At 67.9% G+C, this 24,605-nt stretch carries 21 protein-coding genes; 15 read left to right on the forward strand and 6 right to left on the reverse strand.

The annotated features are described in order from the left end of the window. Positions 1-45: 45 nt before the first annotated feature. On the forward strand, positions 46-2,007 hold the full coding sequence (locus QX094_RS08045) for a putative bifunctional diguanylate cyclase/phosphodiesterase (RefSeq protein ID WP_315753881.1): 1,962 nt from the start codon (positions 46-48) through the stop codon (positions 2,005-2,007). 20 nt (positions 2,008-2,027) lie between these two features. Here the strand turns inward: QX094_RS08045 and QX094_RS08050 are convergent, their stop codons facing one another. Together QX094_RS08050 and QX094_RS08055 are read right to left on the reverse strand one after the other, a co-directional pair. Then, positions 2,028-3,323 (reverse strand): MgtC/SapB family protein, encoded by a 1,296-nt coding sequence (locus tag QX094_RS08050; protein WP_316186182.1) that lies wholly within the window; start codon positions 3,321-3,323, stop codon positions 2,028-2,030. 82 nt (positions 3,324-3,405) lie between these two features. Next, the gene (locus tag QX094_RS08055) at positions 3,406-4,617 is read right to left on the reverse strand and encodes an APC family permease (RefSeq protein WP_315753885.1); all 1,212 of its coding nucleotides are present in this window, start codon (positions 4,615-4,617) and stop codon (positions 3,406-3,408) included. A gap of 862 nt (positions 4,618-5,479) precedes the next feature. Between QX094_RS08055 and QX094_RS08060 the strand changes: the two genes are divergently transcribed. The 5 genes from QX094_RS08060 (at position 5,480) to QX094_RS08080 (ending at position 10,730) form a co-directional block, all read left to right on the forward strand. Further along, the gene (locus QX094_RS08060) at positions 5,480-6,463 is read left to right on the forward strand and encodes a phosphotransferase enzyme family protein (protein WP_316187764.1); all 984 of its coding nucleotides are present in this window, start codon (positions 5,480-5,482) and stop codon (positions 6,461-6,463) included. Positions 6,464-6,640: 177 nt separating this feature from the next. Further along, on the forward strand, positions 6,641-7,093 hold the full coding sequence (locus QX094_RS08065) for a hypothetical protein (protein ID WP_316187765.1): 453 nt from the start codon (positions 6,641-6,643) through the stop codon (positions 7,091-7,093). Between the two features lie 448 nt (positions 7,094-7,541). Further along, the gene (locus tag QX094_RS08070) at positions 7,542-8,681 is read left to right on the forward strand and encodes an RNA ligase RtcB family protein (RefSeq protein WP_316187766.1); all 1,140 of its coding nucleotides are present in this window, start codon (positions 7,542-7,544) and stop codon (positions 8,679-8,681) included. Next, a complete protein-coding gene (gene prfH / locus QX094_RS08075) occupies positions 8,678-9,301 on the forward strand; it encodes a peptide chain release factor H (RefSeq protein WP_315716205.1) in 624 nt (207 codons plus the stop codon). The genes QX094_RS08070 and prfH overlap by 4 nt, the downstream gene beginning before the upstream one ends. 169 nt (positions 9,302-9,470) lie before the next feature. Continuing rightward, on the forward strand, positions 9,471-10,730 hold the full coding sequence (locus QX094_RS08080) for an Hsp70 family protein (RefSeq protein ID WP_316176291.1): 1,260 nt from the start codon (positions 9,471-9,473) through the stop codon (positions 10,728-10,730). A gap of 6 nt (positions 10,731-10,736) precedes the next feature. Here QX094_RS08080 and QX094_RS08085 read toward each other — a convergent pair whose 3' ends face one another. After that, positions 10,737-12,233, reverse strand: a complete 1,497-nt coding sequence (locus QX094_RS08085) for a hypothetical protein (RefSeq protein ID WP_315716207.1) — start codon at positions 12,231-12,233, stop codon at positions 10,737-10,739. Continuing rightward, positions 12,230-13,741 carry a hypothetical protein gene (locus tag QX094_RS08090; protein ID WP_316176292.1) on the reverse strand — a complete coding sequence of 504 codons (1,512 nt, stop codon included), beginning with the start codon at positions 13,739-13,741 and terminating at the stop codon, positions 12,230-12,232. Before QX094_RS08090 ends, QX094_RS08085 begins: the two co-directional genes overlap by 4 nt. Positions 13,742-14,065: 324 nt before the next feature. On the opposite strand from QX094_RS08090, the gene QX094_RS08095 reads away from it, so the two are divergent. Beyond that, entirely contained in the window at positions 14,066-14,638 is a 573-nt protein-coding gene (locus tag QX094_RS08095) for a GNAT family N-acetyltransferase (protein ID WP_315754349.1), read from the forward strand. Between the two features lie 11 nt (positions 14,639-14,649). On the opposite strand, the gene QX094_RS08100 is transcribed toward QX094_RS08095, so the two are convergent. Beyond that, entirely contained in the window at positions 14,650-15,699 is a 1,050-nt protein-coding gene (locus QX094_RS08100; protein ID WP_316187767.1) for an alpha/beta hydrolase, read from the reverse strand. Positions 15,700-15,845: 146 nt separating this feature from the next. On the opposite strand from QX094_RS08100, the gene QX094_RS08105 reads away from it, so the two are divergent. Both QX094_RS08105 and QX094_RS08110 read left to right on the forward strand, forming a co-directional pair. Then, complete coding sequence (locus QX094_RS08105) at positions 15,846-17,390, forward strand: winged helix-turn-helix domain-containing protein (protein ID WP_315826745.1); 1,545 nt, start codon at positions 15,846-15,848, stop codon at positions 17,388-17,390. A gap of 160 nt (positions 17,391-17,550) precedes the next feature. Beyond that, positions 17,551-17,721, forward strand: a complete 171-nt coding sequence (locus tag QX094_RS08110; RefSeq protein ID WP_284418181.1) for a Flp family type IVb pilin — start codon at positions 17,551-17,553, stop codon at positions 17,719-17,721. Between the two features lie 136 nt (positions 17,722-17,857). Here the strand turns inward: QX094_RS08110 and QX094_RS08115 are convergent, their stop codons facing one another. Beyond that, positions 17,858-18,262 (reverse strand): four-helix bundle copper-binding protein, encoded by a 405-nt coding sequence (locus QX094_RS08115; protein ID WP_316166730.1) that lies wholly within the window; start codon positions 18,260-18,262, stop codon positions 17,858-17,860. 350 nt (positions 18,263-18,612) lie between these two features. On the opposite strand from QX094_RS08115, the gene QX094_RS08120 reads away from it, so the two are divergent. From QX094_RS08120 to QX094_RS08145, 6 genes are all read left to right on the forward strand, one after another. Further along, positions 18,613-20,130: an AMP-binding protein gene (locus QX094_RS08120; protein ID WP_315754342.1), complete on the forward strand. Its 1,518-nt coding sequence runs from the start codon at positions 18,613-18,615 to the stop codon at positions 20,128-20,130. Between the two features lie 69 nt (positions 20,131-20,199). After that, the gene (locus tag QX094_RS08125) at positions 20,200-21,645 is read left to right on the forward strand and encodes an FAD-binding oxidoreductase (RefSeq protein WP_315754340.1); all 1,446 of its coding nucleotides are present in this window, start codon (positions 20,200-20,202) and stop codon (positions 21,643-21,645) included. After that, positions 21,642-22,085: a DUF4383 domain-containing protein gene (locus tag QX094_RS08130; RefSeq protein ID WP_315716214.1), complete on the forward strand. Its 444-nt coding sequence runs from the start codon at positions 21,642-21,644 to the stop codon at positions 22,083-22,085. The genes QX094_RS08125 and QX094_RS08130 overlap by 4 nt, the downstream gene beginning before the upstream one ends. Further along, complete coding sequence (locus QX094_RS08135; protein WP_315826601.1) at positions 22,082-23,185, forward strand: hypothetical protein; 1,104 nt, start codon at positions 22,082-22,084, stop codon at positions 23,183-23,185. Before QX094_RS08130 ends, QX094_RS08135 begins: the two co-directional genes overlap by 4 nt. Next, on the forward strand, positions 23,169-23,474 hold the full coding sequence (locus tag QX094_RS08140; RefSeq protein ID WP_316186188.1) for a hypothetical protein: 306 nt from the start codon (positions 23,169-23,171) through the stop codon (positions 23,472-23,474). The genes QX094_RS08135 and QX094_RS08140 overlap by 17 nt, the downstream gene beginning before the upstream one ends. 157 nt (positions 23,475-23,631) lie before the next feature. Next, the gene (locus tag QX094_RS08145) at positions 23,632-24,603 is read left to right on the forward strand and encodes a S1C family serine protease (RefSeq protein WP_315716217.1); all 972 of its coding nucleotides are present in this window, start codon (positions 23,632-23,634) and stop codon (positions 24,601-24,603) included. Positions 24,604-24,605 lie beyond the last annotated feature (2 nt).

The following is a 24,605-nucleotide window of genomic DNA, read 5'->3' on the forward strand; positions in this document are numbered from 1 at the left end:
CTGCCCGCTTCCGTCACCGATCCAGCAGGGCCGTCCGTTCCGCGCATGCAGACCGCAACCACCGAGTGCAAAGCGGCGGCGCTCGCGAAAGCCCAGGCAGCCAGCTCGCTGCAGAACATTTCCCTCACGATGTTCGCCAATGTGGCGATCGCAACGTCGCTGGCGCTGCTGCTGTATCTCAGGGAGGGCGGCACCCTCATCTTCTGGTGGCTGGGCGCCGCCATCGTCTTCGCCGCGTTCCGCGCCGGATGGGTGTCGTACCTGAAATCGTCCGGACGGATCGAGCGCGATCCACAGCGCGTGCTGCGCAATCTCACCATCATGGCTTTCGCCAGCGGCGTGCTGTGGGCGATCGTCCCGATCGCGCTGCCGGCCTTCTCCCACGCGCACAACGTCAACGACGTCGTCTTCATCATGGCCGGCACCACCACCGGAGCCATCATCCAGAGTCTCGCCTATTCGAGGATGGCGATCGCGTTCGGCGCGCCGCTGATGGGCGCGACCGTGCTGCGGATGCTGATCTCGGGCAGCGACGTCGACTACATCGTCGCGGTCGACGTCGCCTTCCTGACCTTCATGCTGTTCCGCGCAGCGCGGCTCGGCGAGCGCAACTTCATCGCGAGCCAGAAGACCGCCATCGAGGCGACCGTGCTGGCGGAATCCGTCGCCGAGGCCAACCACGCTTTGGAGCGTCTGGTTCGCACGGACTCGCTCACCGGGCTCGCCAATCGCAGCCATTTCCGCACCGTGGCCGCCGCGGCGTGCCGTTCCGGACGCGGGGTCGCATTCCTCCTGATCGACGTCGACAACTTCAAGACCATCAACGACGCGCGCGGCCACGATGCCGGCGACCGGGTCATTCAGGCCATCGCCGCGCTGCTGCAATCCGCCTGCCGCGGCGACGATCTGCCGGTCCGCCTGGGCGGCGACGAGTTCGTCGTCGTCATGCAGGGCGACGACGTGGCGAGCCGGTCCGTCGCACTCGCCGAATGGCTGATGGCCGCCCTTGCGCAGCCGCTCGCGATCGCGGGCCAGGTGCTGCCCGTGAGCTGCTCGATCGGCATCGCGGCGCATGCGGAAGGCCCGATCGATCTGGAAGAGCTCTCCGCCCGCGCCGACGTCGCGCTCTATCGCGCCAAGGACGACGGCCGCGCCTGCATGCGCGTGTTCGACGCCAAGATGCAGTCCGAGCTGACGCAGCAGCGCCGGCTCGATGCCGAGCTCCCCGCCGCGCTGGCCCGCCGCGAGCTCCACGTCGAATTCCAGCCCCAGGTCGCGATGGCCACGCAGGAGGTCATCGGCTTCGAGGCGCTGCTGCGCTGGAAGCACCCGAGCGCCGGACTGATCCCGCCGCCGGACATCGTGTCCGCGGCGATCCGATTGCGCCTGTCCGGCCAGCTCACGGAGTTCGTGGGCGAGCGCGTCTGCGCGTTCCTGCGCGCGCTCGACCGCAAGAAGGCGCACGGCATCCGGGTATCGATCAACGTCTCGCCGCGGGAATTCCCGCTTCACTCGCCGGCGCAGACCCTCAAGACCGTCTCCGAGCGCTACGGCGTCGATCCCCACCGGATCGAGATCGAGGTGACCGAAGAGGCGATGTTCGATCCCAAGCGCTGCGCCGACGAATTGAAGCTGATCGACCAATACGGCTTTGGTCTTGCGATCGACGATTTCGGCGTCGGCCATTCCTCGATCGCCAACCTGATGGCGGTCGAGATCGACACCATCAAGATCGACCGCTCCTTCATCCACGGCATCGCCGGCAACCGACGGGATCAGCAGCTCGTCGCCGCCATCACCGCGGTGGCGCTGCCGCTCGGCCACCGCATGATCGCCGAGGGCGTCGAGAGCGAGGCGGACGCCGAGTGCCTTCGCATGCTCGGCTGCTCCTACGGACAGGGCTGGCTGTATGGCAAGCCGATGAAGGAGGACGACGCCATCGCGTGGCTCGTCCAGCATCGCAGCGGTGCTGCTGCCGCGGTCGAGCGCTTGCCGCGCAGCGCGTAGGTGCTGCGCGGACGTCGCGCTCACGGATGGACCAGCACATCGGCAAGACCATGGGCAAGGCTCGGTCCGAAGGCGCCGGCCCAGGCGGCTGCGATGACGAGGACGAGGCCGGGGACGAGGCGCAGGGCGAAGGACGACCCGCCGCTGGTCCACGCCACCACGATCTTGCTGATCGTGTTCGCCGACAGCGCCGCGAGCACCGGAGCCACGGCATCGGCGGCGCCGATCTTGCCCGACGCGGCAAGCGCAGCCGCGGCCACCGCCGGCGCATGGGTATCGACGAGACCGGCGACGGCAGCGCTCGCCACCAGGCCGGCTTCGCCGAACGCCTCGCGCAACGCGGCCGACAGCACCAGCACCGCAGAGATCGTCAGCGCCAGCAACAGCGCGCCCAGCAGGCTGAAGGCGTGTCCGGGCGGCAGGTCGGCGGAACCGCTCTGCCGCAACCCGACGATCGTGAAGATCGCGCCGTAGATCGCCGCCGCCGCGCCGGCGCAGAGCAGCGGGACCAGCAGCGCCTGCAGCGCCGGGAGGCTGGTGACGGCCAGCACCGCGGCGAGCTGGGCGATGGTCGCGACCGTCGACAATGCCGCGCCGGCGGCTGCGGCGCCGCCAAGCTCCGGCGCCTTGCGCGCCCGTGCGCCCATCGCGCCGATCGTGGCCGTGCTGGAGACGAAGCCCGAGGCGAAGCCGGACACGGCGAGCCCGCCGCGTGCGCCGAGCAGCCGCATCGAGACATGTCCGGCGGCACCGATCGCCATCATCAGGACGACGAGCGTCCAGATGCTGCGCAGATTGAGCGCGCCGTACGGACCGATCGGCTGATCCGGGAGCAGAGGCAGCACGACCAGCGTGGCCGCGGCAAAGATCAGGCCGTCCTTGAGCTCGCTCTCGCTGAGCACCGAACGGACGAAGTCGTGCAGCACCGGCCGGGCCGCCAACAGCACCGCCAGCACGACGGCGACGCCCGCCGCCAGAGCAGGTTGCTCGGTGGCGAGGCCGCCGAGCAGGACGGTCAGGATCAGCGCCGCCTCCGAGGTCAGTCCCGGATCGTCGCTGCGCGAACGCCAATAGGCGATCGCCGTGAGGACCATGATTCCAGCGGTGACGACGGCCAGCAGCAGCTTGCCGCCGATCAGCATGCTCACCGCGCCGGCCAGCGACGCGACGGCAAAGGTTCGCAAGCCCGCGGGCGAGCGCCCGGGCCCTTCGCCCTTGCGGCGCTCGCGCTCCAAGCCGATCAGCAACCCGATGCCGAGCGCGACGACGATCGCGATGATCGCGGGACTGAGGCTCATGAGATCCGGCATCGACATGGTCCTACGTCAAACCGCCAGGTCTGCGCCGGGGGACATCGGGCAACCCGGTACATCGCCGCAAGGTTTCCCATCGGTCCGCTCAGGCCGCGACGAACGCGCTGACGATCATCAGCATACACGTGATGAGACCAAGTGCGGGGACCCATAGCGGCACCCGCACATGGGCGGCATCCGATCCGATGCGCCAGATGCGGATACGGAGCAGGCACAGATTGACGATGGCGAAGATCGTCAGCGTCGCGAGCGAGGTGCCTTCCGCCAGCCGCTCCAGCGGGAAGGCCAGCGCGAGGATCGCGACCGCCAGCATGACGAGGCCGGTTGCGATCAGCGGCGTTCCGGTGCGCGGATCGACGCGGCCGGCGATGCGCGGCAGGTCGCCCTGCCCCGCCATGCCATAGACGACGCGCGCCGTCATCGTCATCTGAGCGAGAATGGTGTTGAGCGTGGACACGATCGCAATCGCGGTGAAGGTGGCGGGGCTGATGCCTGCGACGGCATTGAACACCAGGCTGAGCGGCGCCGGAGAGGCCGACAGCATGCCCGGCGCCACGGCGGTCACCGCGATCGCAGCAATCAGCACATACAGCACGGAGGTGATCAGCAGCGTGAGCGCCATCGCCCACGGAATGCTTCGCTGCGGGCTCTTGGCCTCCTCCACGACGTTGGCGAGGTCCTCGAAGCCGACGAAGGCGAAGAACGCGAGCAGGCCGGCGAAGGTGATGCCGGAAAGAACGCCGAGATCGAGCGGCGGCGGCGTCAGCAAGGCAGGGCCGAACGCGACGCCGGAGTGAACGGCCGAGACGACGATCCACACCAGTCCGCCGGTCTCGATCAAGGTCAGCAGTCCGGCGAGCATCACCGATTCGAGAATGCCCCAGGACGCCACGATGCCGAGCGCGACCACGATGGCCATCGCGATCAGCGGCGTCGGCAGATCGATCAGTTGCCGGATGTAGCCGGCGCCGCCGAGCGTCACCGCGGCCGCCGCGATGATGCCGGTGGCGAGTCGCAGCGAGCCGACCGCCGTCGAGAGCAGCCGCGACTTGAAGGCCGCGCGGACATAGGCGGCCTCGCCGGCGCTCACGGGATAGCGGGTCGCAAGCTCGGCATAGGAGGCGGCGGTGAACGCCATCACGAAGGCCGCCAGCGCAAACGCCCAGGAGGAATGGACACCTGCATGACCGGCGACCGCGCCGATCAGGACGTAGATGCCGGCCCCGACGGTCACGCCCGTGCCGTAGAGGACCAGCAGCGGCAGTCCGAGCCGCCGCCGCAAGCCAGATGGAGGCACGATTGGATCTTGCGGCACCACGACGTCCATTCTTGATCACGACGAACAACAGAGTTGTAGGGGCTTAAGGGAGCAAGCGCGAGCGCTCTTGATCCCGGTCAATCCGGAGCGCGCGCCCGCGGCCGGCTGCTGCGGCATTCGGCCGCCGGGCCTTCTTCGCGAGGCGCGTTCGCCTTCACGGCCATCGGCCAACTTGAGATGCGCCGCGTCAAGACATGACTGCGCGTTCTCGCGGCGCGATGGGCCCGAGCTGCGCTGATCGATCTCCTCTCGAAACGAGAGGGCGCAGGGAAGACCGAGCCTCGGCCGAGGCCCGTGGCCCCGTGCGGAGAAAATGCACGGGGCAGGAACCACAGGTTCAGCCGGAGCGACCCGGCCTTCCCTGCGCGATGGTTTTCACGGCTGCTCCGCGCTCTCCCCGGGGACCGGCTTGTTTGCCCCCGTCGCTCGCAACCACGCACGAACGTGATCGCAAGCTTGGCGCCAGCTTCGGGGCGCCAGGACCACACGGCTTGACCGTCCGCCACGACATCAGCCGTCTTGCGCGCGAACGCGCCCGACCTCGCGACGGCCACCACTCCCCGCCCCCGCGTATCGTGACGACGCGTACGCCCCTCTCTGCATGAGGCGGGATGCGCGGGAGATAAGCATGATTTCCGGAAAAACGAAACAAGAATATTTTTCGCAGGCGGACTGGACATCAGCGGCAGATTGCGCTCGCCACCTCGATCGATTTGCCCGACGGGCAGCCCGGTCCAACCTGCCTACGCCAATGCGATGGATTGCTCGTGCCCGTCCCGGCTTTCACTGCGGACGGCAGCCGCCTAGGATGCCAGCGTCTCCACAATCCGGAACACGCGACGTGCCCGACTTCGAGCCGATCTACACCACGACCGGCGCCGAGAGCGTGGGCCGCTTCGTGGCAACACACTACGCGCTATCAGAGCCGCTCGCGTGCCGCCTGATGAACCGCGGCTTCAACGACGTCTATCTGATTATATCCGCAACGGGCGCACGCTACGTCTTCCGTCTGTCGCATCACCGCGCCCGCGGCCCGGCCGATGTCCGCACCGAGACCGACTTCCTCGCACATCTCGCGCGCTGCGGCGTGCCGGTGGCCGCGGCGGTTCCGGCACGCGACGGCGCGCTGTTCGTACGCGGCGAGGCGGCGGAAGGCGGCCGCGAAGGCGTGCTGTTTCACGCCATCGAGGGACGGACCCCGGAGGTCGCATCGCAGAGCGACGCGCGCGCCAACGGCGTGACGCTTGCCCGAGTGCACGCGGCGGCGATGTCCTATCGGCCCGAAGCGCCGCTCTATCTTCTGGACCTCGACCATCTGCTGCACCGGCCGCTCGCGCGCGTTCAACAGCTCTGCAGTCTGATCGATGCCGATGATGGCGGCTTTCTCCAGGACATCGCGGAGCGAACCGCCGCACGGATCGAGGCGATGGAGGGCCTGACATGGACGCATTGTCACGGCGACTGCCACGGCTTCAATGCGCGCATCGGCGCCGGCGGCGAGGCCGTGTTCTTCGACTTCGACGACGGCGGTCCCGGCTATCTGGCCTATGACCTGGCCGTGTTCCTGTGGGCCAAGCTGTCGTTCGGCCGGCGCTTTCATGCGGCGTGGCACGCCTTCGTCGACGGCTACCGCTCGGTCCGCCCGATCTCGGCCGCTGATTTCGAGGCCGCGCATGCCTTCGTGACCGTCAGGCACTTCTGGCTGATGGGCGAGCAGGCCAGCCGTTCGCGCGAATGGGGTAGCGAGAATGTCCGCTGGGTCACGCAGCAGCGGGAATTTCTCGAAGGCTGGGAGGCGCAGCACCTTGCGACGCGCTTGCTATGAGCTTGGGCGGATCGGAGGGATTGAACCGGAGAGCTCCGGCGGCCGACGCATGATCCAGGCGTTCAGGCTTGCGGGGGTTGGGTCCTTTCCGCGGTGACGATGACGAGATTAACGTTTCGCAATCCTTCCGCCGCGACCGAAGCAGACGCAGCACGCCCGCATCGGAGATTTTGAGCCATGACAGACACGATCGTTCAGTCACGCCGGCTGGGCATCATCGGTTGCGTGATCGGGCTTGTTGCTCTGGTCGCGGCGGTTCTGCCGCATTGGGTGCTGCCGGTGATCGATCCGCCGCCGCCGATCGACCAGGTCATCGTCGATGTCGGACATCGCGTGAAGGAGCGCCTGATGGCGCGCATCAAGGGCGTCGACTACCAGGCGCCGGCGCGCGAGACGTCCTGGACCGACCGCCTGCACCAGCAATTGCCGGTGGCCGCGGTCTCGCTCGGTTTGCTTGCGATCATTCTCGGCGTCGTGGGTCAGTTGCGTCGCGAGGAGCGGCACGTCGCGGCGATGGCGACGACCCTGGGCGGCTGCGCGATCGCCGTGCAGCTTTCCTTCTTGCTGATGGGCGCGCTGATCGTGGTGGCCATCATCTATTTCCTCGGCGATTTCCTCGCGCTGTTCTGATCGCGAGGATGCACGTGCCTGGATCTGCCGGCTGCGGGCAGATGCGCCGTCGTCCATCTTCGATGCCACCCATTCTGTGCGAGCGCGGCGAAGAATCCAGTGTGGTGCGCGGGGCCCTGGATTGCTTCGTCGCTGCGCTCCTCGCAATGACGGAGAGAAAGCGAGCTGCTCGAAAACGACGGGGCATCCGTGTCCTGTACGTCACAGCGGGACATCGGTTGAATGACGCACATTGCCAATATGATCGGGATGTGATTACTACGCGCTCCGGCGTCGAGCATTCGGCTCCGCCGCACAGGAGAGAGACGATGACTGCGATCATCCGTTGCTCCGCCAGGAGCCGCCGGGACTGATCCTCGCGTGAGGCGAGGTTTGGTCTGGCATGCGTGCGTCCGCGCGCGCTGATCGTCCCTGACCAGTTCTCCCTATCTTTCTCCAAGGTATTTACATGGGCAATTCCCATCGCGTGGACGGCCGTGCGCCGGTCCACGGCTTCTACTCGTCCAGCTCCTGGATCGAGGGCGCCGCTGCGCGCCAGCTCGAAACCGTGGCTGACATCTGTGGCGTGCGTGCTGTCGCCGGCATGCCGGATCTGCATCCCGGCAAGTTCGGTCCCGTCGGCTGCGCCATCCTCGCCGACCATATCCACCCGGCCTTCGTCGGCTCCGATGCGGGCTGCGGCATGGCGCTGTATCAGCTCGACCTCGCTTCGCGCCGGATTCGCGTCGACAAGGCGGCCGACCGGCTGCGCGACGTCGCCACACCCTATGACGGCGACATCGTGAGCGAGCTCGCAGCTCATCAGCTTGCGCCGTCCGACTTCGATGCGTCGCTCGGCACGATCGGCGGAGGCAATCACTTCTGTGAGCTGCAGGCGGTCGAGGAGGTGTTCGATCCGTCCTGCGGCATCGATCGCGACCGCGCCCATCTGCTGGTGCATTCGGGCTCGCGCGGCCTCGGCCATGCGCTGCTCGAACGGCAGATCGCCGACGGCCTCAAGCCGCTCGCGCCGGACAGTGGGGCTGGCCACGCCTATCTCGCAGCACATGATCACGCGCTGCGCTGGGCGTCGCTGAACCGGCAGGTCATCGCGCAGCGGGCCGCGACGGCCCTGCGCTGTGAGGCCGATCCGGTCTGCGCGTGCTCGCACAATTGCATCGAGCATCGTGCAGACGGCGTGTTGCACCGAAAGGGGGCTGCGCCGTCCGACCAGGGTCTCGTCGTCGTGCCGGGCTCGCGCGGCGCGCTGTCCTATCTGGTCGCGCCGCTCGCGTCAGCGCCAAAGGAGGCGTTGTGGTCGATCGCGCATGGCGCCGGTCGCAAGTTCGACCGGAGCTCGATGATCGGCCGTGTCGGCGCCACGCGATCGGATCGCGAGCGTCTCGCGCGCAATCCGTTCGGCGGCCGCGTGATCTGCGAGGACCGCGCGCTGCTCGCCGACGAGGCGCCGGAGGCCTACAAGCCGATCGTCGGCGTGATCGCCGATCTCGAAGCATTCGGGCTGGCGCGCGTCGTCGCCAGCTTCCGCCCGCTGGTGACGGTGAAGAAGATCGCCGTCCAGCGGCCGCGCAGGGAGGACCGGCGATGAGACGGCTGCTCCTCACGGCGGGGCGCGGTCCGGCCGAATGCCGGCTCGCGGTCGCGCATGCGCTGCAGCGGCTCGCCGACGAGGCCGAGGCGGCGGACTGCGAATGCGCGATCGCGCGAGAGCAGACCGACCGGCATGGGCCGGCCAGCGCGATCGTCGTGCTGGACGGGCCGACGGCGGCCGACCTCGCGCGGCGCTGGACGCAGGGCTCGCTGCTCTGGGTGTGCCGCAGTCCGCTGCGGCCGCATCACGGCCGCAAGAACTGGTTCGTCGGCATCGTCGATCTGCCCCCGTCGGAGCGGATGGCGGCGTTGGCGGCCACCGACGTCCGGTTCGAGAGCTTTCGTGCCGGCGGTCCCGGCGGCCAGCACCAGAACAAGACCGAGAGCGCGGTGCGCGCGGTTCACATGCCGACGGGGCTGGTCGCGGTCGCGCGCGACGGCCGCTCCCAGCATCGCAACAAGGCGCTGGCGCTCGCGCGTCTCGCCGCATTGCTGGACGGCCGCGCGCGCCTAGCCGACGCCGGCGAGGCGCGCCTCATCCACGCGGCGCATGACCGCGTCGAACGTGGCGCAGCCGGGCTGCGCTTCGAGGGACCTGCGTTCAGGCCGGCGGGATGATCACCGGACAGCGGGGGCGTCATCGCCCCCGGCTGCACCTTCGACAGGCAGGATGCACAGTCATCTCTCCGCCAGACGACTGCCATGCGCGCCGCTCCGCACATTGGCGGATGACATCGCGCCGCCGAACGGCTAAGCGGACCGCCCCCCGGACGGAAACGAGACGAGCATGGCGGCAGCGGCCCATTGTGGCATCGACTTCGGCACTTCGAACACCACGGTCGGCCTCAGCAATTCCGCCTCCGCAGAGCTCATCCCCCTGGAGGGCGAGCAGCGGACCTTGCCGAGTGCGATGTTCTTCGATTTCGAGGATCACGGCACCCAGTTCGGGCGCAGCGCGATCGAGCGCTATCTGACCGGCCACGACGGCCGCTTCATGCGCGCGCTGAAGAGCATCCTCGGCACCGCGCTGATCCACGAGAAGACCTATATTCGGCAGAAGGCGGTGCCGTTTGCAGGTATCCTCGGCTTCTTCTTCGCGCATCTGAAGACGCGGATCGAGACGCGGCTCGGCAGGGAGATCAATCAAGTCGTGCTCGGCCGTCCCGTCCGCTTCGTCGACAAGGATGATGCGGCCGACGCGGAGGCGCAGAGCGCGCTGGAGGGCATCGCGCGGGACCAGGGTTTCAAGCACATCGCGTTCCAATACGAGCCGATCGCCGCCGCGCTCGACTACGAGCAGCAGGTCGCCCGCGAGGAGCTGGTGCTGATCGTCGACATCGGCGGCGGCACCTCGGACTTCTCGATCGTGCGCGTCTCGCCCGAGCGGCGCGGCAAGGCGCAGCGCGAGGACGACATCCTCGCCAATGGCGGCATCCACATCGGCGGCACCGATTTCGACCGGCTGCTCAGCCTGAAAAGCGTCATGCCGCATCTCGGCTACGGCAGCCTGACCGCCGACGGCAAGCGCAACCTGCCGACGCTGTACTATCACGAGCTCGCCACCTGGCACCGCATCAACCAGCTCTACAAGAAGGGCGTGATCGGCGAGCTGCGCCAGATCCGCTACGAGGCCGAGCGGCGCGATCTGGTCGACCGCTTCATCAAGGTGGTGGAGGAGCATCGCGGCCATACGCTCGCGATCGGCGTCGAGCAGGCCAAGATCGCGCTGACCGCGGCGAAGTCGCTGACCTCGGTGCTGTCGGAGAAGGACGACTGGGCGCGCATCAAGTTCACGCGCAAGGATTTCGACCGCGCCATCGGCGATTCCGTCGAACGCGTCGTCGGCACGGTGACGAAGCTGCTCGACGATGCCGGCGTCGGGGCCGCTTCCATCAACACCATCTTCCTCACCGGCGGCTCGAGCATGGTGCCGGCGCTGCGTCAGGCAATCCTGGCGCTGTTTCCGGCGGCGCGTATCGCCGAGACCGACCTGCTCGGCAGCGTCGGCATCGGGCTCGCGCTCGACGCGCGGCGCAAGTTCGGCTGAGCCTGCTCAGCGCGGTTCCGACACCGAGGGCTGCGGATCCTCCACCCGGGGCGTCCGCGGCCGTGGCGCGGCGCGCGGCGGGGCCGGTACTGATCCGGGAACGCGGGCTTGGCTGCGCTTCGCCCGAGCCGGCGGCGAGCCGGTCGCCGCCGTTCCTGCACCCGCCTGCTGTCCGTCGCGGATGATGCGCCAGGGTTCGGGATCGATCGGACGCGATTGCGGAGCAACGACCGCGGGCCGGCTGGCGCGGCGCCGCCGCGGCGGCTCGCTTGGCGCCGGCCGCGCGACCGGACGGACTACGTCGGATGTCGTCTCGGCGGCCGGCGACGCATCGGCGGGCAATTCGATCGGGACTGCCGCCACGGCCGGCTCGGCCGCAACAGGCTCGGCTGGAACGGCGGGCTCAGGTTGAGGCGGCCTCTCCGCCTGCACGATCGATCCCGTGGTCTCCTCGACCGGCCCCGACTGGAACAAGTCATTCGGCAGCAGCACGCCCGCAATCGCGAGTGCGGCGGCGAGGCTTCTGCCGAGCGAGATCCGCGCAGGACGCTCGGGCGGCAGCGCGGCGCGGCTGATGATCCGGCGGCCAGCATCGACGCCGACCACCGCGACGAAGGCTGCGAAGCCGAGGCTGCCGCCGACGCTTGGCAGAACCGCCGCCGCCTGGACCAGCAACGCGGTCAGCGCCACCGCGGCGACCAGCGGCTGGACCACACCCCGCAAACGCTGCGGCGACGACATGCCGACGAAACAACCGGCAAAATACGCGTCGGACAGGCGGGCATCGTCCGGCGCGAGCTGCTGCAGGATGACGAGACCGGCACAGGCCAGTGCTGCCGAGACGAAGATGCGCGCCGGCCGCCCTGCGGCCGCAACCCGCGGCAGCCTCAGCGCCGCCATCGTTGCGACCATTCCGACGCCGCACAGCGCCAGCATGAGCACCGAATGATTGAGACCCCTGTCGAAGCCCTGAAGGCTGGCGACGCGCACCGGTGCGCCGTCGGCGCCGAGCAGCGGCGCGAGGCTGAGGAACAGAAACGAGCCGATCGCCGCGAGCGCGCCGAAGCGGCCGCCATAGCCGCGCAACAGCACGACGCGCAGCCGCATTTCGATCGCGCAGACGCTGCAGAACACGAGGCCGCAAAACAGCGACAGCAGCAGGAAGGATCTGTCGACCGGAAGCCCCGACCGCGCCACGCTCTCGCTCAACGCAACGATCGGCGTCATCCCGCTGAAGCTGCCGCCATAGACCGAGGAGGAGAAGGTCGTCGGCAGCAGATCTCTGGTTCTTGCCGTGATCAGGCCAGCGCAGAGCAGCAGGGTGGCGGTGACCGACGCGAGCGCCGGGGACAGGCCCGACGTGCACAGGTGCAGCGTCGCCAGACAACCGAGAAAAGCGCCGGCGAACGAGGCCAGCGGCACGACATTCAGCGACCGGCGCGGCCAGCGGTGAGAGCCGGGCTCGGACGGCCGGTCGAGCGCGTCATCGCGGTCCGCTGTCACGGCCCCGCCAATGTCGATGGGTCCGGCCGCCACTCCGGCGCGGGCTGCACCTCATGGCGGGCCACGATGCGCGGTCGCGCCGTCGCGTGCGGCACCACCCGTGCCTGTTGGCGCCTCAGCCGCGCAGCCAGCACGCCCGCTGGCCGACCATCGCGACCGATCCGCCGGGACGGCTCTGCGGACGCGGGCGACGCGGACTGCTGGACCGGCTCACTCGAGGGCCGCGGGGCGAGCGGATTGGCGCCCTCCGGATTCAGGATCTGAAGCGGCAGATCGGGCGCTGTGTCAGCGGCGAAGGCCGGCTCGCCGGGCGCCGTGCCGTCGCGCCGATCCTCGTCGTGTGAGGTCATCGTGGTCCGCGCCGGCGCAGCGGCTTTGTCCGCGTTCACCAACGGACCGTTGGGCTCCGCCACCGGCGGCTGAAACATCAGCTCGCTGGTGAGCAGCACCGCGAAGATAGCGAGTGTGGCGACGAGTCCCCGCGTCCAGGCGAGGACGGTCTGCCACGGCGATTCCCCTGCCTCGACGAACAGACGAACCGCAGCATCCACGAAAATGACCGAGACGAAGGCGATGTATCCGAGGCTGCCGCCGACGCTCGGCAGGATGGGACCGGTGAGGATCAGCAGGCACGTCAGCAGCACCACCGCGGCCATCGCCTGCGGCAGGCTGCGGAGCCGCCGCAACGACGACATGCCGACGAAGCAACCGGCGGAATAGGCGTCGAGATCAGGGGCCTTGCTGGGCAGAAGCTGCAGCACCACGAGGCCGGCAAAGGCCACCGTCGCCGCAACGAAGATGCGTACCGCGCGGCGCGACCCAGCCACGGGCGCCCAGCGCAAGGCGGCCATCGTCGCCAGCATGCCGACCGTGCACAACGCGAAGGTGAGCGCGGTGCCGCCGAGCCCCTGCTCCAGCGCGCCGCGGCGCGCGATCGGAAACAGCTCGCCCTCGGCGCCGAGCAGCGGCGCGAGACCGACGAACAGGAACGAAGCGACCGCCGCCAGCGCGCCCAGTCGTCCGCCATAGCCGCGCGCGAGCCCCCCGCGCAGCCACATGTCGAGCGCACAGCCCAGACAGAACACCAGTCCACAGAACAGCGAGAGCAGAACGAAGGCGGCGTCGAGCGGCAGACCGGCGCGAATGACGCTTGCGTTCAACAGCGCCACGGGAGTCATGCCGACGAAGCTGCCGCCATAGGCCGATGAGAAGAACGTGCTCGGCACCAGATCCGCGGTCCGTGTCAGGATCAGCGAGGCGCACAGCAGCAAAGCCGCCGCGGCCGAGGCAATCAGCGGCGACAGCCCGGTTGCACTCAGATGCAGGGTCATCAGACAGCCGAGGAACGCGGCGATGAACGACGCCAGCGGCGGGCAGCCGAGCTGGAACAGCTCCGAGCCGTAGAACGGCGCGGCCCGGCCGAGCTGCCGATCGCGCCATGTGCGCGGATCGAAGCTCTGCTCTGCCTGCAGACGACGTAACTGACGATCCGCCGCTTTGCGGTTCATATCCACGACACCCCGAATCGCGCCAGCCCAAGATCTGCGTGATGATCTCGCGGCAAGCGAATGGTTGACGTTCGGGCGCAACCCTGAGCCCGAGCCGGCGCAGTTTCCTGCGACGGTTGTACGCGCGCTGCATTCGTGCAGGCCGCGTGTGCTCGATTCATGCACTGCAATGCAACGTTGTGGAAGTATCGGGCTCCAGTCCGGGCGTGAAAGTTCCTGGCAACCTTAATGGCGGAGCGCGATGCGAAGTATCAATGACATGCGAGTTAGACGGCGTAGCAACCCCGGCTTGCAAACGAGCTTGGTAAACGACAGCATGGCGTCATGCTCACGCCCACGTTGCATACCGCCCGTCTGATCCTGCGGCCGCTGGCCCTCGCCGATGCGCCGGCGATCCAGCGTCAGTTCGACAACTGGAACGTGATCCGCAACCTCGCGGCCGTCGTGCCGTGGCCCTATCCTCCTGACGGCGCCGAGACCTTCGTCAGGCTGCAGCTCGACAGGATCGCGGCCGGCGAGGAGCTGTATCAATGGGTGCTGGCGCTGCGCGACGGTGACGGCGAGGCCATCGGCAATATTCACTTCCGGCCGCGCATGGAGTCGATGAAGGGCCATCGCGGCTTCTGGCTCGCTGAGCCCTATTGGAATCGAGGGCTGATGAGCGAGGCGATCGCCGCCGTGAACGACTTCGCCTTCGGTCCGCTCGGGCTCGATCAGTTCACCGTCTGCAACGTCGCGAGCAACATCGCATCACGGCGGGTCAAGCAGAAGACGGGCGCCGAGTTCGTCGGCTTCATCGAGGTCGCGCACCACAATGGCGAGACCCGCTCCGAGCAATGGATCGTGCGGCGGGAGACGTGGCTGCAACGCCGAGAAAAGCAACGCGCTCCCGCCTGAGATCGTCGGCGCTACGCGCTCGTCGTCACGTCGAGCACCGCCTGCGCAAACGCCTGCGGCGCTTCCTGCGGCAGGTTGTGGCCGATGCCGCCAGTGATCAGCCGGTGCTCGTAGCGGCCGGTGAACTTTCTGGCGTAGGCCTCGGGCGCTGGATGCGGCGCGCCGTTGGCATCGCCCTCCATCGTGATGGTGGGCACGGTGATGTCGGGAAAGGTCGCGAGCCTCGCCTCCAGCGCATCGTATTTCGCCTCGCCCTGCGCGAGGCCGAGCCGCCAGCGATAGTTGTGCACGACGATGTCGACGTGATCGGGATTGTCGAAGGCGGCGGCGCTGCGCGCGAACGTGGCGTCGTCGAACGCCCATTTCGGCGAGGCCGTCTGCCAGATCAGCCTGGCGAAGTCGCGCCGGTTCTTGTCGTAGCCCTCGCGACCGCGCTCGGTCGCGAAGTAGAACTGGTACCACCATTGCAGCTCGGCGGCCGGCGGCAGCGGCATGCGGCCGGCCTGCTGGCTGCCGATCAGATAGCCGCTGACCGAGACCATCGCCTTGCACCGCTCCGGCCACAGCGCCGCGATGATGTTGGCGGTGCGCGCGCCCCAGTCATAGCCGGCGAGGGTCGCGGTCCTGATCGAAAGCGCGTCCATCAGCGCGACGATGTCGGCGGCGACGGCGACCGGCTGGCCGCTGCGCAACGCGGTCGGCGACAGCAGCCGCGTCGTGCCGTAGCCGCGCAGATGCGGAATGATGACGCGATGGCCGGACGCGGCCAGCGCCGGCGCGACGTCGGCGAAGCTGTGGATGTCGTACGGCCAGCCGTGCAGCAGGATGACGACGGGGCCGTCGGCCGGACCTGTCTCGGCATAGCCGATGCTGATCTCGCCGGCCTTGACCTGCTTGATCGGTCCGAGCGACGTCCCCGCCCCCGGCCGGATCGCCGGCAGCTTCGACGCCGACTTGAAGCTCTGCGCCTGCCCGGCGCTGGAGCCGAGTTGAAGGGCCGCAACGGCGGTTCCGGCAAGGGTGAGGAAACGGCGGCGGCTGGCGTGAAGGATGGTCGGCATGGCGGAGGCTCCTGGTTCCGAGGTGCGGTCGTTGTGCGCCTTGCGCCCGCGCGGCGCTTGGAGGAGGCATTGATTTTTCCTTGAGGCCGGCTTGATTTTGCGGATCGCGTGACGCGAAGGTGAAACCGGCGGCCAGGACGGTGCCTGTGGTATATTGCTTCGACGATTTCGTGCTCGATCCCGGCCGCCGCGAGCTGCGCCGCGGCGACGACCTGGTCGCGATGGAGCCGCAGGTGTTCGACCTGCTCGCGTTCCTGATCAGGACGCGCGACCGCGTCGTCAGCCGCGACGACATCCTCGCCGAGGTGTGGGGCGGCCGCATCGTCTCCGAGGCGACGCTGGCGAGCCGCATCAGCGCGGCGCGGAGCGCGATCGGCGACAGCGGCGAGGCGCAGCGCCTGATCCGCACCATTCCGCGCAAGGGCGTCCGCTTCGTCGGGGCGGTCCGTGAGCAGGCCGACGCGGTGCAGACGCCGGCCGTATCAGCCGCACCCGCCTTCGACGGCCCCGCCATCGCCGTGCTGCCCTTCACCAACATGAGCGGCGATCCCGAGCAGGACTATTTCGCCGATGGGATGGCCGAGGACATCATCACCGCGCTATCCCGTTGCAGCGGCCTCGCTGTGATCGCCCGCAACTCCTCCTTCATCTACAAGGGCAAGGCCGTCGATATCCGTACGGTCGGACGCGAGCTCGGCGTCGGCTACGTTCTCGAAGGCAGCGTGCGCCGCGCTGGGTCCCGCCTGCGCATCAACGGGCAGCTGATCGATGCGGCGTCCGGCGCGCATCTGTGGGCGGAGCGCTTCGACGGCCAGCTGGACGATGTGTTCGCGCTGCAGGACCGCATCACCGAGAGCATCGTGGCGGCGATCGAGCCGACGCTCGAGCTGGCGGAAGGCGAGCGGCGCCGCGCCACGCCGCCGCTTCCGGACGCCTACGATCTGCTGCTGCGCGCCGCCAGCCTGCGCGACGCCTTCACGTCCGACAGCCTCGCGGCGGCGACCGCGTGTCTGGACCAGGCGCTGGCGATCGATCCCGCCTGCGCGCCCGCGATGGCGGCTTGGGCCTATTGCCAGGCGCTGCGCCACTTCCAGGGCTGGAGCGCGCCGGACGAGACCTATCGCACGGCCGCCGTGGCGCGGGCGTGGCAGGCGTGCGAGCATGCGCCCGGTGACGCGCAGGTGCTGTGGATGGCGGCCTTCGCGATCTGGAACATGGCCGAGGACATCGCCCCAGCACGGGAGCTATTCCGCCGCTCGCTTGCCATCAACCCGAACTCGGCGATGGCGCTGACCTTGAGCGGCTGGATCGAGATCATGGCCGGACACACGGCTGCGGGACGCGCGATGATCGAACGGGCGCGGCGGCTGAACCCGCGCGATCCGCGGGGCTGGTTCGCAGCCGGAGCGCTGGCGATCTGTGCGGTGGCCGAGGACGATCTCGCTGGCGCCGTTCAATGGGCGGAGATCGCGCTGGCGCAGAACCGGCGTTTCGCCGTCGCGCTCCGCGTCCTGATCGTGGCCCTGGTCAGGACCGGAGAGATGTCGCGCGCCGGCGAGGTCGCGCGTCAGCTTCTGAGCCTCGAACCGCATCTCACCGTGTCCGAGTTCCTCGAACGGATCCCGTTTCCGGCCGGGACGCTCGCCACAACCTACGCGGAGGCACTGCGCGCAGCCGGTGTGCCGCCATGAAGCCGTTCGCGTGCAGTGGACCGTGTTGCAACTGAGATTTTCGACATAAACGGCAAAGTTGCGAAACTTGGCTAGACCTCGTTCATACTACCTTAGGTTCCATTCCGTAGTTTCGCGGGCATCGTTCGGCGGCCATATCGCCGGGCGGCGGAGGGAATTGATGAAGAAATTGCTTCTCAAATTTTACGAGGATGAATCGGGCGCAACCGCGATCGAGTACGGCCTGATTGCGGCCGGCATCGCGCTTGCGATCATCACCATACTCAACAAGCTCGGACTCACCCTGGAAGGCATCTTCACGACCCTGACCACGAAGCTGAACGGCGGCTGATCGATCGATTGTCTGCGATGGCGTTCTCAGGACCGGAGCAATCCGGTCGCCATGGTCGGACTGGCCGGGCCTCGCGCCCGGCCTTTGTCTCTTGATGAGCTCCATTCTTCGATGGAGCGGCGCCGCAACCGACCTATCAATGGGTCGTGCTGCGTCCAGCCTCCTCGCACGCGTTCATGCAGCGCCGGCAGGACTCGGCGCAGATCCGGCAATGGGCATGCATCTTGGCGTGCTTATCGCACTCCTCGGCACATAGCCGGCACGCCGCCGCGCAGGCCTCGAGCATGCGGCTGATCATCTCCTGGTCGGAGCCCGTGCGCCGCGTGGCAAGACGGCCGGTGACGTTGCAGACGTCGGCGCAATCGAGATTGAGCCGGATGCACTGCGTCAGCCTGGCGACGCTATTCTCTCCGAGACACGCATCGGCGCAGGAGGTGCAGATCTGAGCGCAGGAGTAGCACTCCTCGATGCAGCGGACGAGTGCGTCGTCAACTCGACCGCGGACGTGCGGGTGGGTTTCGATCATCTGTTGAGCGTGCATGGGAGCTCCTGTCCGTTGGCCCCCGCGAGCGACAATGAAGATCGGCTGCAAAGGTTCTTATCGCCGCGCCGTTCGGTGCCTGACCTGTTCCCGTGGCGCGACCCCGATCGTCTTACGATCCGCGTGACGGAATTATCAGTCCGCCTGGCGTCACGGCTTCCAGCCTTTCAGTCCTGCCTCAGGCTCATCAGCGCCATTTCGCAGAACTGCCATCCGAAACCTGGCGGCGCGCGCGTATGGACGACCCGGTTCGGTTGAGGCACAACACCTCTCATCACTGACGTCGGCGGCCAAAGCCGCGGACCAAGAATGGGCGCCCGTGCGAGGCAGCCGACGATACGGAGGAATGGATGCTGATTCCGATGGCCGACGTGCCGCGCTGGTATGCGGAGCGCAAACCCGGGGACAGCGTCGCGCTCCGGCACGGCACCGATGTCCTGACCTGGGAGCAGCTCGAGCGCCGCGCCAATGCGCGTGCGCGCGCCTTCGCGGCCAAGGGCGTCAAGCCCGGCGACTTCGTCGCGATCGGCCTGCCCAACGGCAATGCGCTGTTCGAGACCAGCTTCGCGGTGTGGAAATGCGGCGCGACGCCGACGTCGCTGTCGTGGCGGCTGCCGCGCGGCGAGGCCGCCGCGGTGCTCGAGATCCTCAAGCCGTCACTGGTGGTCGGCGGCGAGGCCGACTGGAATGCGCCGAACGCGCTGCCGGCCGATTTCACGCCCGAGGGCTTTTCCGACGCGCCGCTCGCCGCGCCGGTGTCGCGCTATTGGAAAGCAATGACCTCGGGCGGCTCGACCGGACGGCCGAAGGTGATCCTCGATCACCAGCCTGCGGTAACCGACACCGCCGCCGAGCCGCCGCTCGGCATTCCGAAGGGCGCATCGCTGCTCAATCCCGGCCCACTCTATCACAACGCGCCCTTCATCGTGTCGCATTACGCGCTGTTCGCCGGCGGCAGCCTGACCGGGATGGTGAAGTTCGACGCCGAAGAGACGCTGCGGCTGATCCAGACGCAGCACATTCAGTGGGTCAACTTCGTGCCGACGATGATGCACCGGATCTGGGCGCTGCCGGAGGCGGTCCGCAACAGCTACGATCTGTCGAGCCTGAAGATGGTGTTCCACATGGCCGCGCCGATGCCGCCATGGCTCAAGGAAAGATGGATCGAGTGGCTCGGGCCCGAGCGCGTCTACGAGCTCTATGGCGGCACCGAGCGCCAGGGCCGCACCATCATCTCCGGCACCGAATGGCTGCAGCACAAGGGCTCGGTCGGCAAGATCGACGAGTCCTGCAAACTGCGCATCCTCGATCCCCAAGGCAATGACGTCGCGCCGGGCGAAAGTGGCGAGATCTACTTCCTGCCTGCGGATGGTCCCGGCAGCACCTATCACTATCTCGGCGCCGAGCCGAAGCGCCGCGCCGACGGCTGGGAGTCGCTCGGTGACATCGGCCGGCTCGATGCCGACGGCTATCTCTATCTCGGCGATCGCCTCGCCGACATGATCCTGCGCGGCGGCGCCAACATCTATCCGGCCGAGGTCGAGGCGGCGCTGATGGCGCATCCCGACATCCGCTCCTGCGTCGTGGTCGGCCTGCCCGATCCAGAGCTTGGCCAGCGCGTGCATGCGATCGTGGAGATCGACCGCTCCAGGAATGCGCAGGGAATCGTCGACGGCATGAGCGCGTTCCTTGCCGACCGGCTCAGCCGCTACAAGCACCCCGAAAGCTACGAGCTGGTCGACGTCATGCTGCGCGACGATTCCGGCAAGGTCCGCCGCACCTTGCTGCGCGACGAGCGCGCGGAGTGGGTGAAGGATGGCCGCGACTTCCGTCTCGTGCCCACGCGGGCGCGCCCGGCGGCAGACTGACGGCACGGAAATTTTTCGAACGTTTACGATGCTGGCGTAGACTCCGTGAAGGGAAGGAGAGTCCGCGCCATGATGTCGAGACGACGGTTTCTGCGCGCCGCGGGTACGGCCGCGGCGCTGCCCTTGGCGCGGATGCCGCGGGCGCGGGCCGAGCTGCGCACCATCCTCAACGACGCCAGCCGGCTCAACCCGACGCCGGTCGCCAGGCATGTGGTGATCAGCAAGCCCACGACCGACGACCTGATCGCGCGGCTGCGCGCCGAGCTCAAGGAGGCGGCCGCGGCGAAACGCCCGGTGACCGCGGCCGTGGCCCGGCATTCGATGGGCGGCCAGAGCCTGCCGCGCGACGGCACGGCGATCACGCTCGACGGCGGCGCGATCGAGCTCGACACGGCGGCGAAGACCTATCGCACCGCGGCGGGCAACCGCTGGTGGGACGTGATCGCCGCGCTCGATCCCAAAGGCTTCTCGCCGGCCGTGATGCAGTCCAACAGCGATTTCGGCGTCGGCAGCACGTTCTGCGTCAATGCCCATGGCTGGCCGGTGCCGTATGGCCCGTTCGGCTCCACGGTGAAATCGATCCGCATGCTGCTCGCCGACGGCACCTTGGTGCAGTGCTCGCGCAACGAGAATGCCGAGCTGTTCGGGCTCGCGATGGGTGGCTACGGCCTGTTCGGCATCGTCGTCGATCTCGAGGTCGAGATGGTGCCGAACCTGCTGCTCGAGCCGCGCTTCGAGCGCATGGCGCCGGAGAAATTCGCCGAGCAGTTCACACGCAACATCGACGGCGACGCCAATGTGAAGATGGCCTATGGCCGGATGTCGGTGTCCCGCAAGGCGTTCTTCGACGACGCCCTGCTCGTCACCTTCCGCCCCGCCCCCGATGCTCCGGCGACCCTACCCGCGGCAGTCAGCTCCGGCAAGCTCACCGGCGTCGCCAACACGATCTATCGCGCCCAGACCGGATGGGAGGTCGCCAAGGGCCTGCGCTGGTTCATGGAGACCCGGCTCGGCCCCGCCATCTCCGACAGCCGCTACACCCGCAACTCGCTGATGGCCGAGCCGGTCGCCAATCTGGCGCAGAAGGACATGCACCGCACCGACATCCTGCACGAATATTTCGTCGCGCCGGAGCGGTTCGGCGAGTTCCTCACCGCCTGCCGCGAGATCATTCCCAAGGCGCGCGCCGAATTCCTCAACGTCACCCTGCGCTACGTCGCCGAGGACAAGACACCCGCGCTCACGATCGCACCGGTGCGCCGGATCGCGGCCGTCATGTCGTTCTCGCAGGCGACCTCGCCCGAAGGCGAGATCGACATGCTGCGGACGACGGAAGCGCTGATCGACCGCATCACGGCGATTGGCGGCGCGTTCTATCTGCCCTATCGTCTGCACGCGCGCCGCGACCAGGTCGAGAAGGCCTATCCGGCGGCCGCGCGTTTCGTCGCCGCCAAGCGGCAGTATGATCCGAACCTCCTGTTCCGCAACGCGATGTGGGACGCCTATTTCGCATGAATACATCAGCAGCAGATGGCTTCGCATTGGACCGCTATCGCATCGCCGCGCTGGCGCTCGCCATGGCGCTCCTGTTCGCCGCCGCGACCGACTACATCCCGACCTTTATCGATGCGCAAGGCCGCGTGTTCGGCCTGTTCCAGCTCGACATCTACAAGGATGCGCTGCATGTCGCCTCCGGCCTGTGGGCGCTGGCGGCGATGCTGACCCGCCGCAGCGCGGTGTTCTTCCTGCGCGTGTTCGGCTCGCTGTATTTCCTCGACGGCGTGATGGGCGTGTTCACCGGCTCGGGCTATCTCGACCTCTCGATCGTCATCGACGGCATCCGCGACACCTCGTGGCTGGTGAAGGTCCTCTCCAGCCTGCCGCATCTCGCACTCGGCGCGATCGGCATCGCGGTCGGCTGGTCGCCGTGGCGTAGACAGGCTGCCCTCGCATGAGCCTGCGTCGTAAAGCGCTGTATCTTCTCGGCGTCGTTTTGGCAGCCGCGGCGATCGGCGTTGCCACCACCGTGATCAGCGTCGAGACGGTCTGCGTGGCCGACGTCCCGACCCCGATGGTAACCTCCTACTTCGGCATCACCGATCCCGCATATGCGCGATCACAGGGTGACAGCTTCCTGACCTTTCCTGAATGGTACATCGTCCACGCCTATGCGGACCTCGCTGCGGTGACCGGGCAGGCCTCGGAGTCCGACTTCCACTATCTATCGAGCGTCTCCGGCTTCTGGCGCAGCCTGTGCCGGGCCACGCGCCAGGCCGCAGGCTCCGGTCCCGCTACCTCGGAGCAGAAGCTGACGAACTACATCATCGGCTTCAGCTTCACCGCCGAGATGGCGCTCCAGGGCGCTTACGAGAAGAGCATCGGGGCGATCAGCTGGGAGACCACGGACGGCGTCAAGACCGCGGAGGACGCCTTCAACCTTGCCCTGCTGAAGGACTACGCTGCGTTCCTGTATCAGACACCCTGGTATCGGTATCCCTTCGTCGCCAAGCTCGATCAGTTCTGGCGCGAGACGCCCTTCGTGCCATCGTTCCGCGCCGTGGAGCGGCGCGTCTCGCTCAGCCTGCAATATGCCGGGCGCGCCGCCTATGCGGCCGTCATCGGCTATGTGGCGGGCTACGATCCGGCCGTGCTGACCATCCAGAGCGTCGTCACCGGCCTGCCTGCCGCCGAGCTTGCAGTCATTCCGGGCGTGAAGGTGATCCGCGAGGTCACGGACTCCAAAGGCATGAAGGGCGTGCTGGTGGAGACCGAGCGCTACGCCAAGTTCGATTCCTTCGCCAAGGAGCTCGGCCGTCATGACGGCGCCGCGTTCGGCGAAATCGCAGGCAATCATCGTATCCTGGTCACGATCGTGGTCCCTCCGGGCGACGGACGGCTGGCAGCTTTCGATGGGCTGCCTATATTCAGTGTCCCGATCCAGTCGCGCCCCGGTGCCCGTCGCATCGGCGTCGACGTACCGGTCCGGTCTTTGGTTCAGGACATCGGCCGTTTCGAAGCCGCGGGATATACGTTCGAGCATGCCTACGACTATTGACCGGCATCCCCCGTCCCGCGCCCTTCCCTTGAAGGGCGTGCTGGCCGTTGCCCTCGTCTGGTTTGCGGGCATGGCTGCCATGGCCCTGGTGATCAAGCCGGATGCGGTGGTCGTGTTCGGCCCGTCCGACCGTATGATCTCGGCGATCGTCGCCTCCGATGGAGCCTTGCTCGATGCCGGACGTTTCCACATCGCGGCCAAAACCGGAGCCACGACTGTCGGCAGCCTGTATGCTGCCGGAGCGTGGCTGGTCTGGCCCCTGATCGGCAGGGGCTGCGGCCGCGGGTAGTTGGGAAGCCAGTTCCTCCCGACGCCGATGCGGAGCCGGCGGAACTGGCGCAGCCGCTCAAAGATGTTAAGCTCGCGTTCACGCTGTGGCCGTCACGCGACACGAAGCAGAAGCTTGGTCGATGCACCCGGGGGTATCGACAGAGCAGGAGAACGAAATGCCTTCTTTGACCGAATGGAAAGTGCCGTCCGCCTTCCAGCCTCGCGCCGAAGACTATCAATATGATCTCGATCAAGCCCTGTCCTCGATCGTGGGCCTGCATGCCATCATTCCGTCCGACGCCTTCAGCGCGGAAACGCTGGGGACCGAGCGTGCCGGCAATGCCGTCGTCATCGACGACGGGCTGGTGCTGACCATCGGCTACCTGATCACCGAGGCCGAATCCGTCTGGCTGCACCCCAATGACGGACGCGTGGTCGAGGGCCATGTGCTCGGGTTCGACTTCACGACCGGCTTCGGCCTGGTGCAGGCGCTCGGATCGCTCGACCTGCCGGCGCTGCCGCTCGGCTCGTCGGCGGCAACCAAGGTCGGCGATCATGTCGTGCTCGGCGGCGCCGGCGGACGCACGCGATCGGTCGCGAGCCAGATCATCGCCAAGCAGGAATTCGCCGGCTATTGGGAATATCTGCTGGACGAGGCGATCTTCACCCACCCCGCCCATCCGAATTGGGGCGGCACCGGCTTGCTCTCGGCCAAGGGCGAACTGATCGGCATCGGGTCGCTGCAGTTGGAGCGCGAGCGCGACAGCAAGGACGAGCACGTCAACATGATCGTGCCGATCGACCTGTTGAAGCCGATCATCGATGATCTCAGGCGCTTCGGCCGTGTCAACAAGCCGGCACGCCCCTGGCTCGGCATGTACGCGACGGAGGTCGACGATCGCGTCGTCGTGATCGGCGTCTCCGACAACGGCCCGGCGGCCCGCGCCGAGCTCAAGGCGGGCGACGTGATCCTCGGCATCAACGGCGACAAGGTGACGAGCCAGAGCGAGTTCTATCGCAAGCTCTGGGCGCTCGGCGCAGCCGGCGTCGACGTGCCGCTGACGGTGCACCATGAGGGCGTCACCTTCGACGTCACCATCGCCTCGACCGACCGCGCCAAGCTGCTCAAGGCGCCGCGGCTGCACTGAGG

Origin of the sequence: Bradyrhizobium sp. SZCCHNS1050 (assembly GCF_032484785.1) — a bacterium.
Taxonomy (GTDB): domain Bacteria; phylum Pseudomonadota; class Alphaproteobacteria; order Rhizobiales; family Xanthobacteraceae; genus Bradyrhizobium.

What these genes read in the sequence shown, in the direction of transcription:
- prfH (WP_315716205.1), top strand. Translation starts at nt 8,678, where the DNA reads ATGAGACGGCTGCTCCTCACGGCGGGGCGCGGTCCGGCCGAATGCCGG.
- QX094_RS08100 (WP_316187767.1), bottom strand. Translation starts at nt 15,699, where the DNA reads ATGCCGACCATCCTTCACGCCAGCCGCCGCCGTTTCCTCACCCTTGCC.
- QX094_RS08130 (WP_315716214.1), top strand. Translation starts at nt 21,642, where the DNA reads ATGAATACATCAGCAGCAGATGGCTTCGCATTGGACCGCTATCGCATC.
- QX094_RS08095 (WP_315754349.1), top strand. Translation starts at nt 14,066, where the DNA reads ATGCTCACGCCCACGTTGCATACCGCCCGTCTGATCCTGCGGCCGCTG.
- QX094_RS08115 (WP_316166730.1), bottom strand. Translation starts at nt 18,262, where the DNA reads ATGCACGCTCAACAGATGATCGAAACCCACCCGCACGTCCGCGGTCGA.
- QX094_RS08110 (WP_284418181.1), top strand. Translation starts at nt 17,551, where the DNA reads ATGAAGAAATTGCTTCTCAAATTTTACGAGGATGAATCGGGCGCAACC.
- QX094_RS08125 (WP_315754340.1), top strand. Translation starts at nt 20,200, where the DNA reads ATGATGTCGAGACGACGGTTTCTGCGCGCCGCGGGTACGGCCGCGGCG.
- QX094_RS08090 (WP_316176292.1), bottom strand. Translation starts at nt 13,741, where the DNA reads ATGAACCGCAAAGCGGCGGATCGTCAGTTACGTCGTCTGCAGGCAGAG.
- QX094_RS08135 (WP_315826601.1), top strand. Translation starts at nt 22,082, where the DNA reads ATGAGCCTGCGTCGTAAAGCGCTGTATCTTCTCGGCGTCGTTTTGGCA.
- QX094_RS08145 (WP_315716217.1), top strand. Translation starts at nt 23,632, where the DNA reads ATGCCTTCTTTGACCGAATGGAAAGTGCCGTCCGCCTTCCAGCCTCGC.
- QX094_RS08120 (WP_315754342.1), top strand. Translation starts at nt 18,613, where the DNA reads ATGCTGATTCCGATGGCCGACGTGCCGCGCTGGTATGCGGAGCGCAAA.
- QX094_RS08050 (WP_316186182.1), bottom strand. Translation starts at nt 3,323, where the DNA reads ATGTCGATGCCGGATCTCATGAGCCTCAGTCCCGCGATCATCGCGATC.
- QX094_RS08065 (WP_316187765.1), top strand. Translation starts at nt 6,641, where the DNA reads ATGACAGACACGATCGTTCAGTCACGCCGGCTGGGCATCATCGGTTGC.
- QX094_RS08045 (WP_315753881.1), top strand. Translation starts at nt 46, where the DNA reads ATGCAGACCGCAACCACCGAGTGCAAAGCGGCGGCGCTCGCGAAAGCC.
- QX094_RS08080 (WP_316176291.1), top strand. Translation starts at nt 9,471, where the DNA reads ATGGCGGCAGCGGCCCATTGTGGCATCGACTTCGGCACTTCGAACACC.
- QX094_RS08140 (WP_316186188.1), top strand. Translation starts at nt 23,169, where the DNA reads ATGCCTACGACTATTGACCGGCATCCCCCGTCCCGCGCCCTTCCCTTG.
- QX094_RS08070 (WP_316187766.1), top strand. Translation starts at nt 7,542, where the DNA reads ATGGGCAATTCCCATCGCGTGGACGGCCGTGCGCCGGTCCACGGCTTC.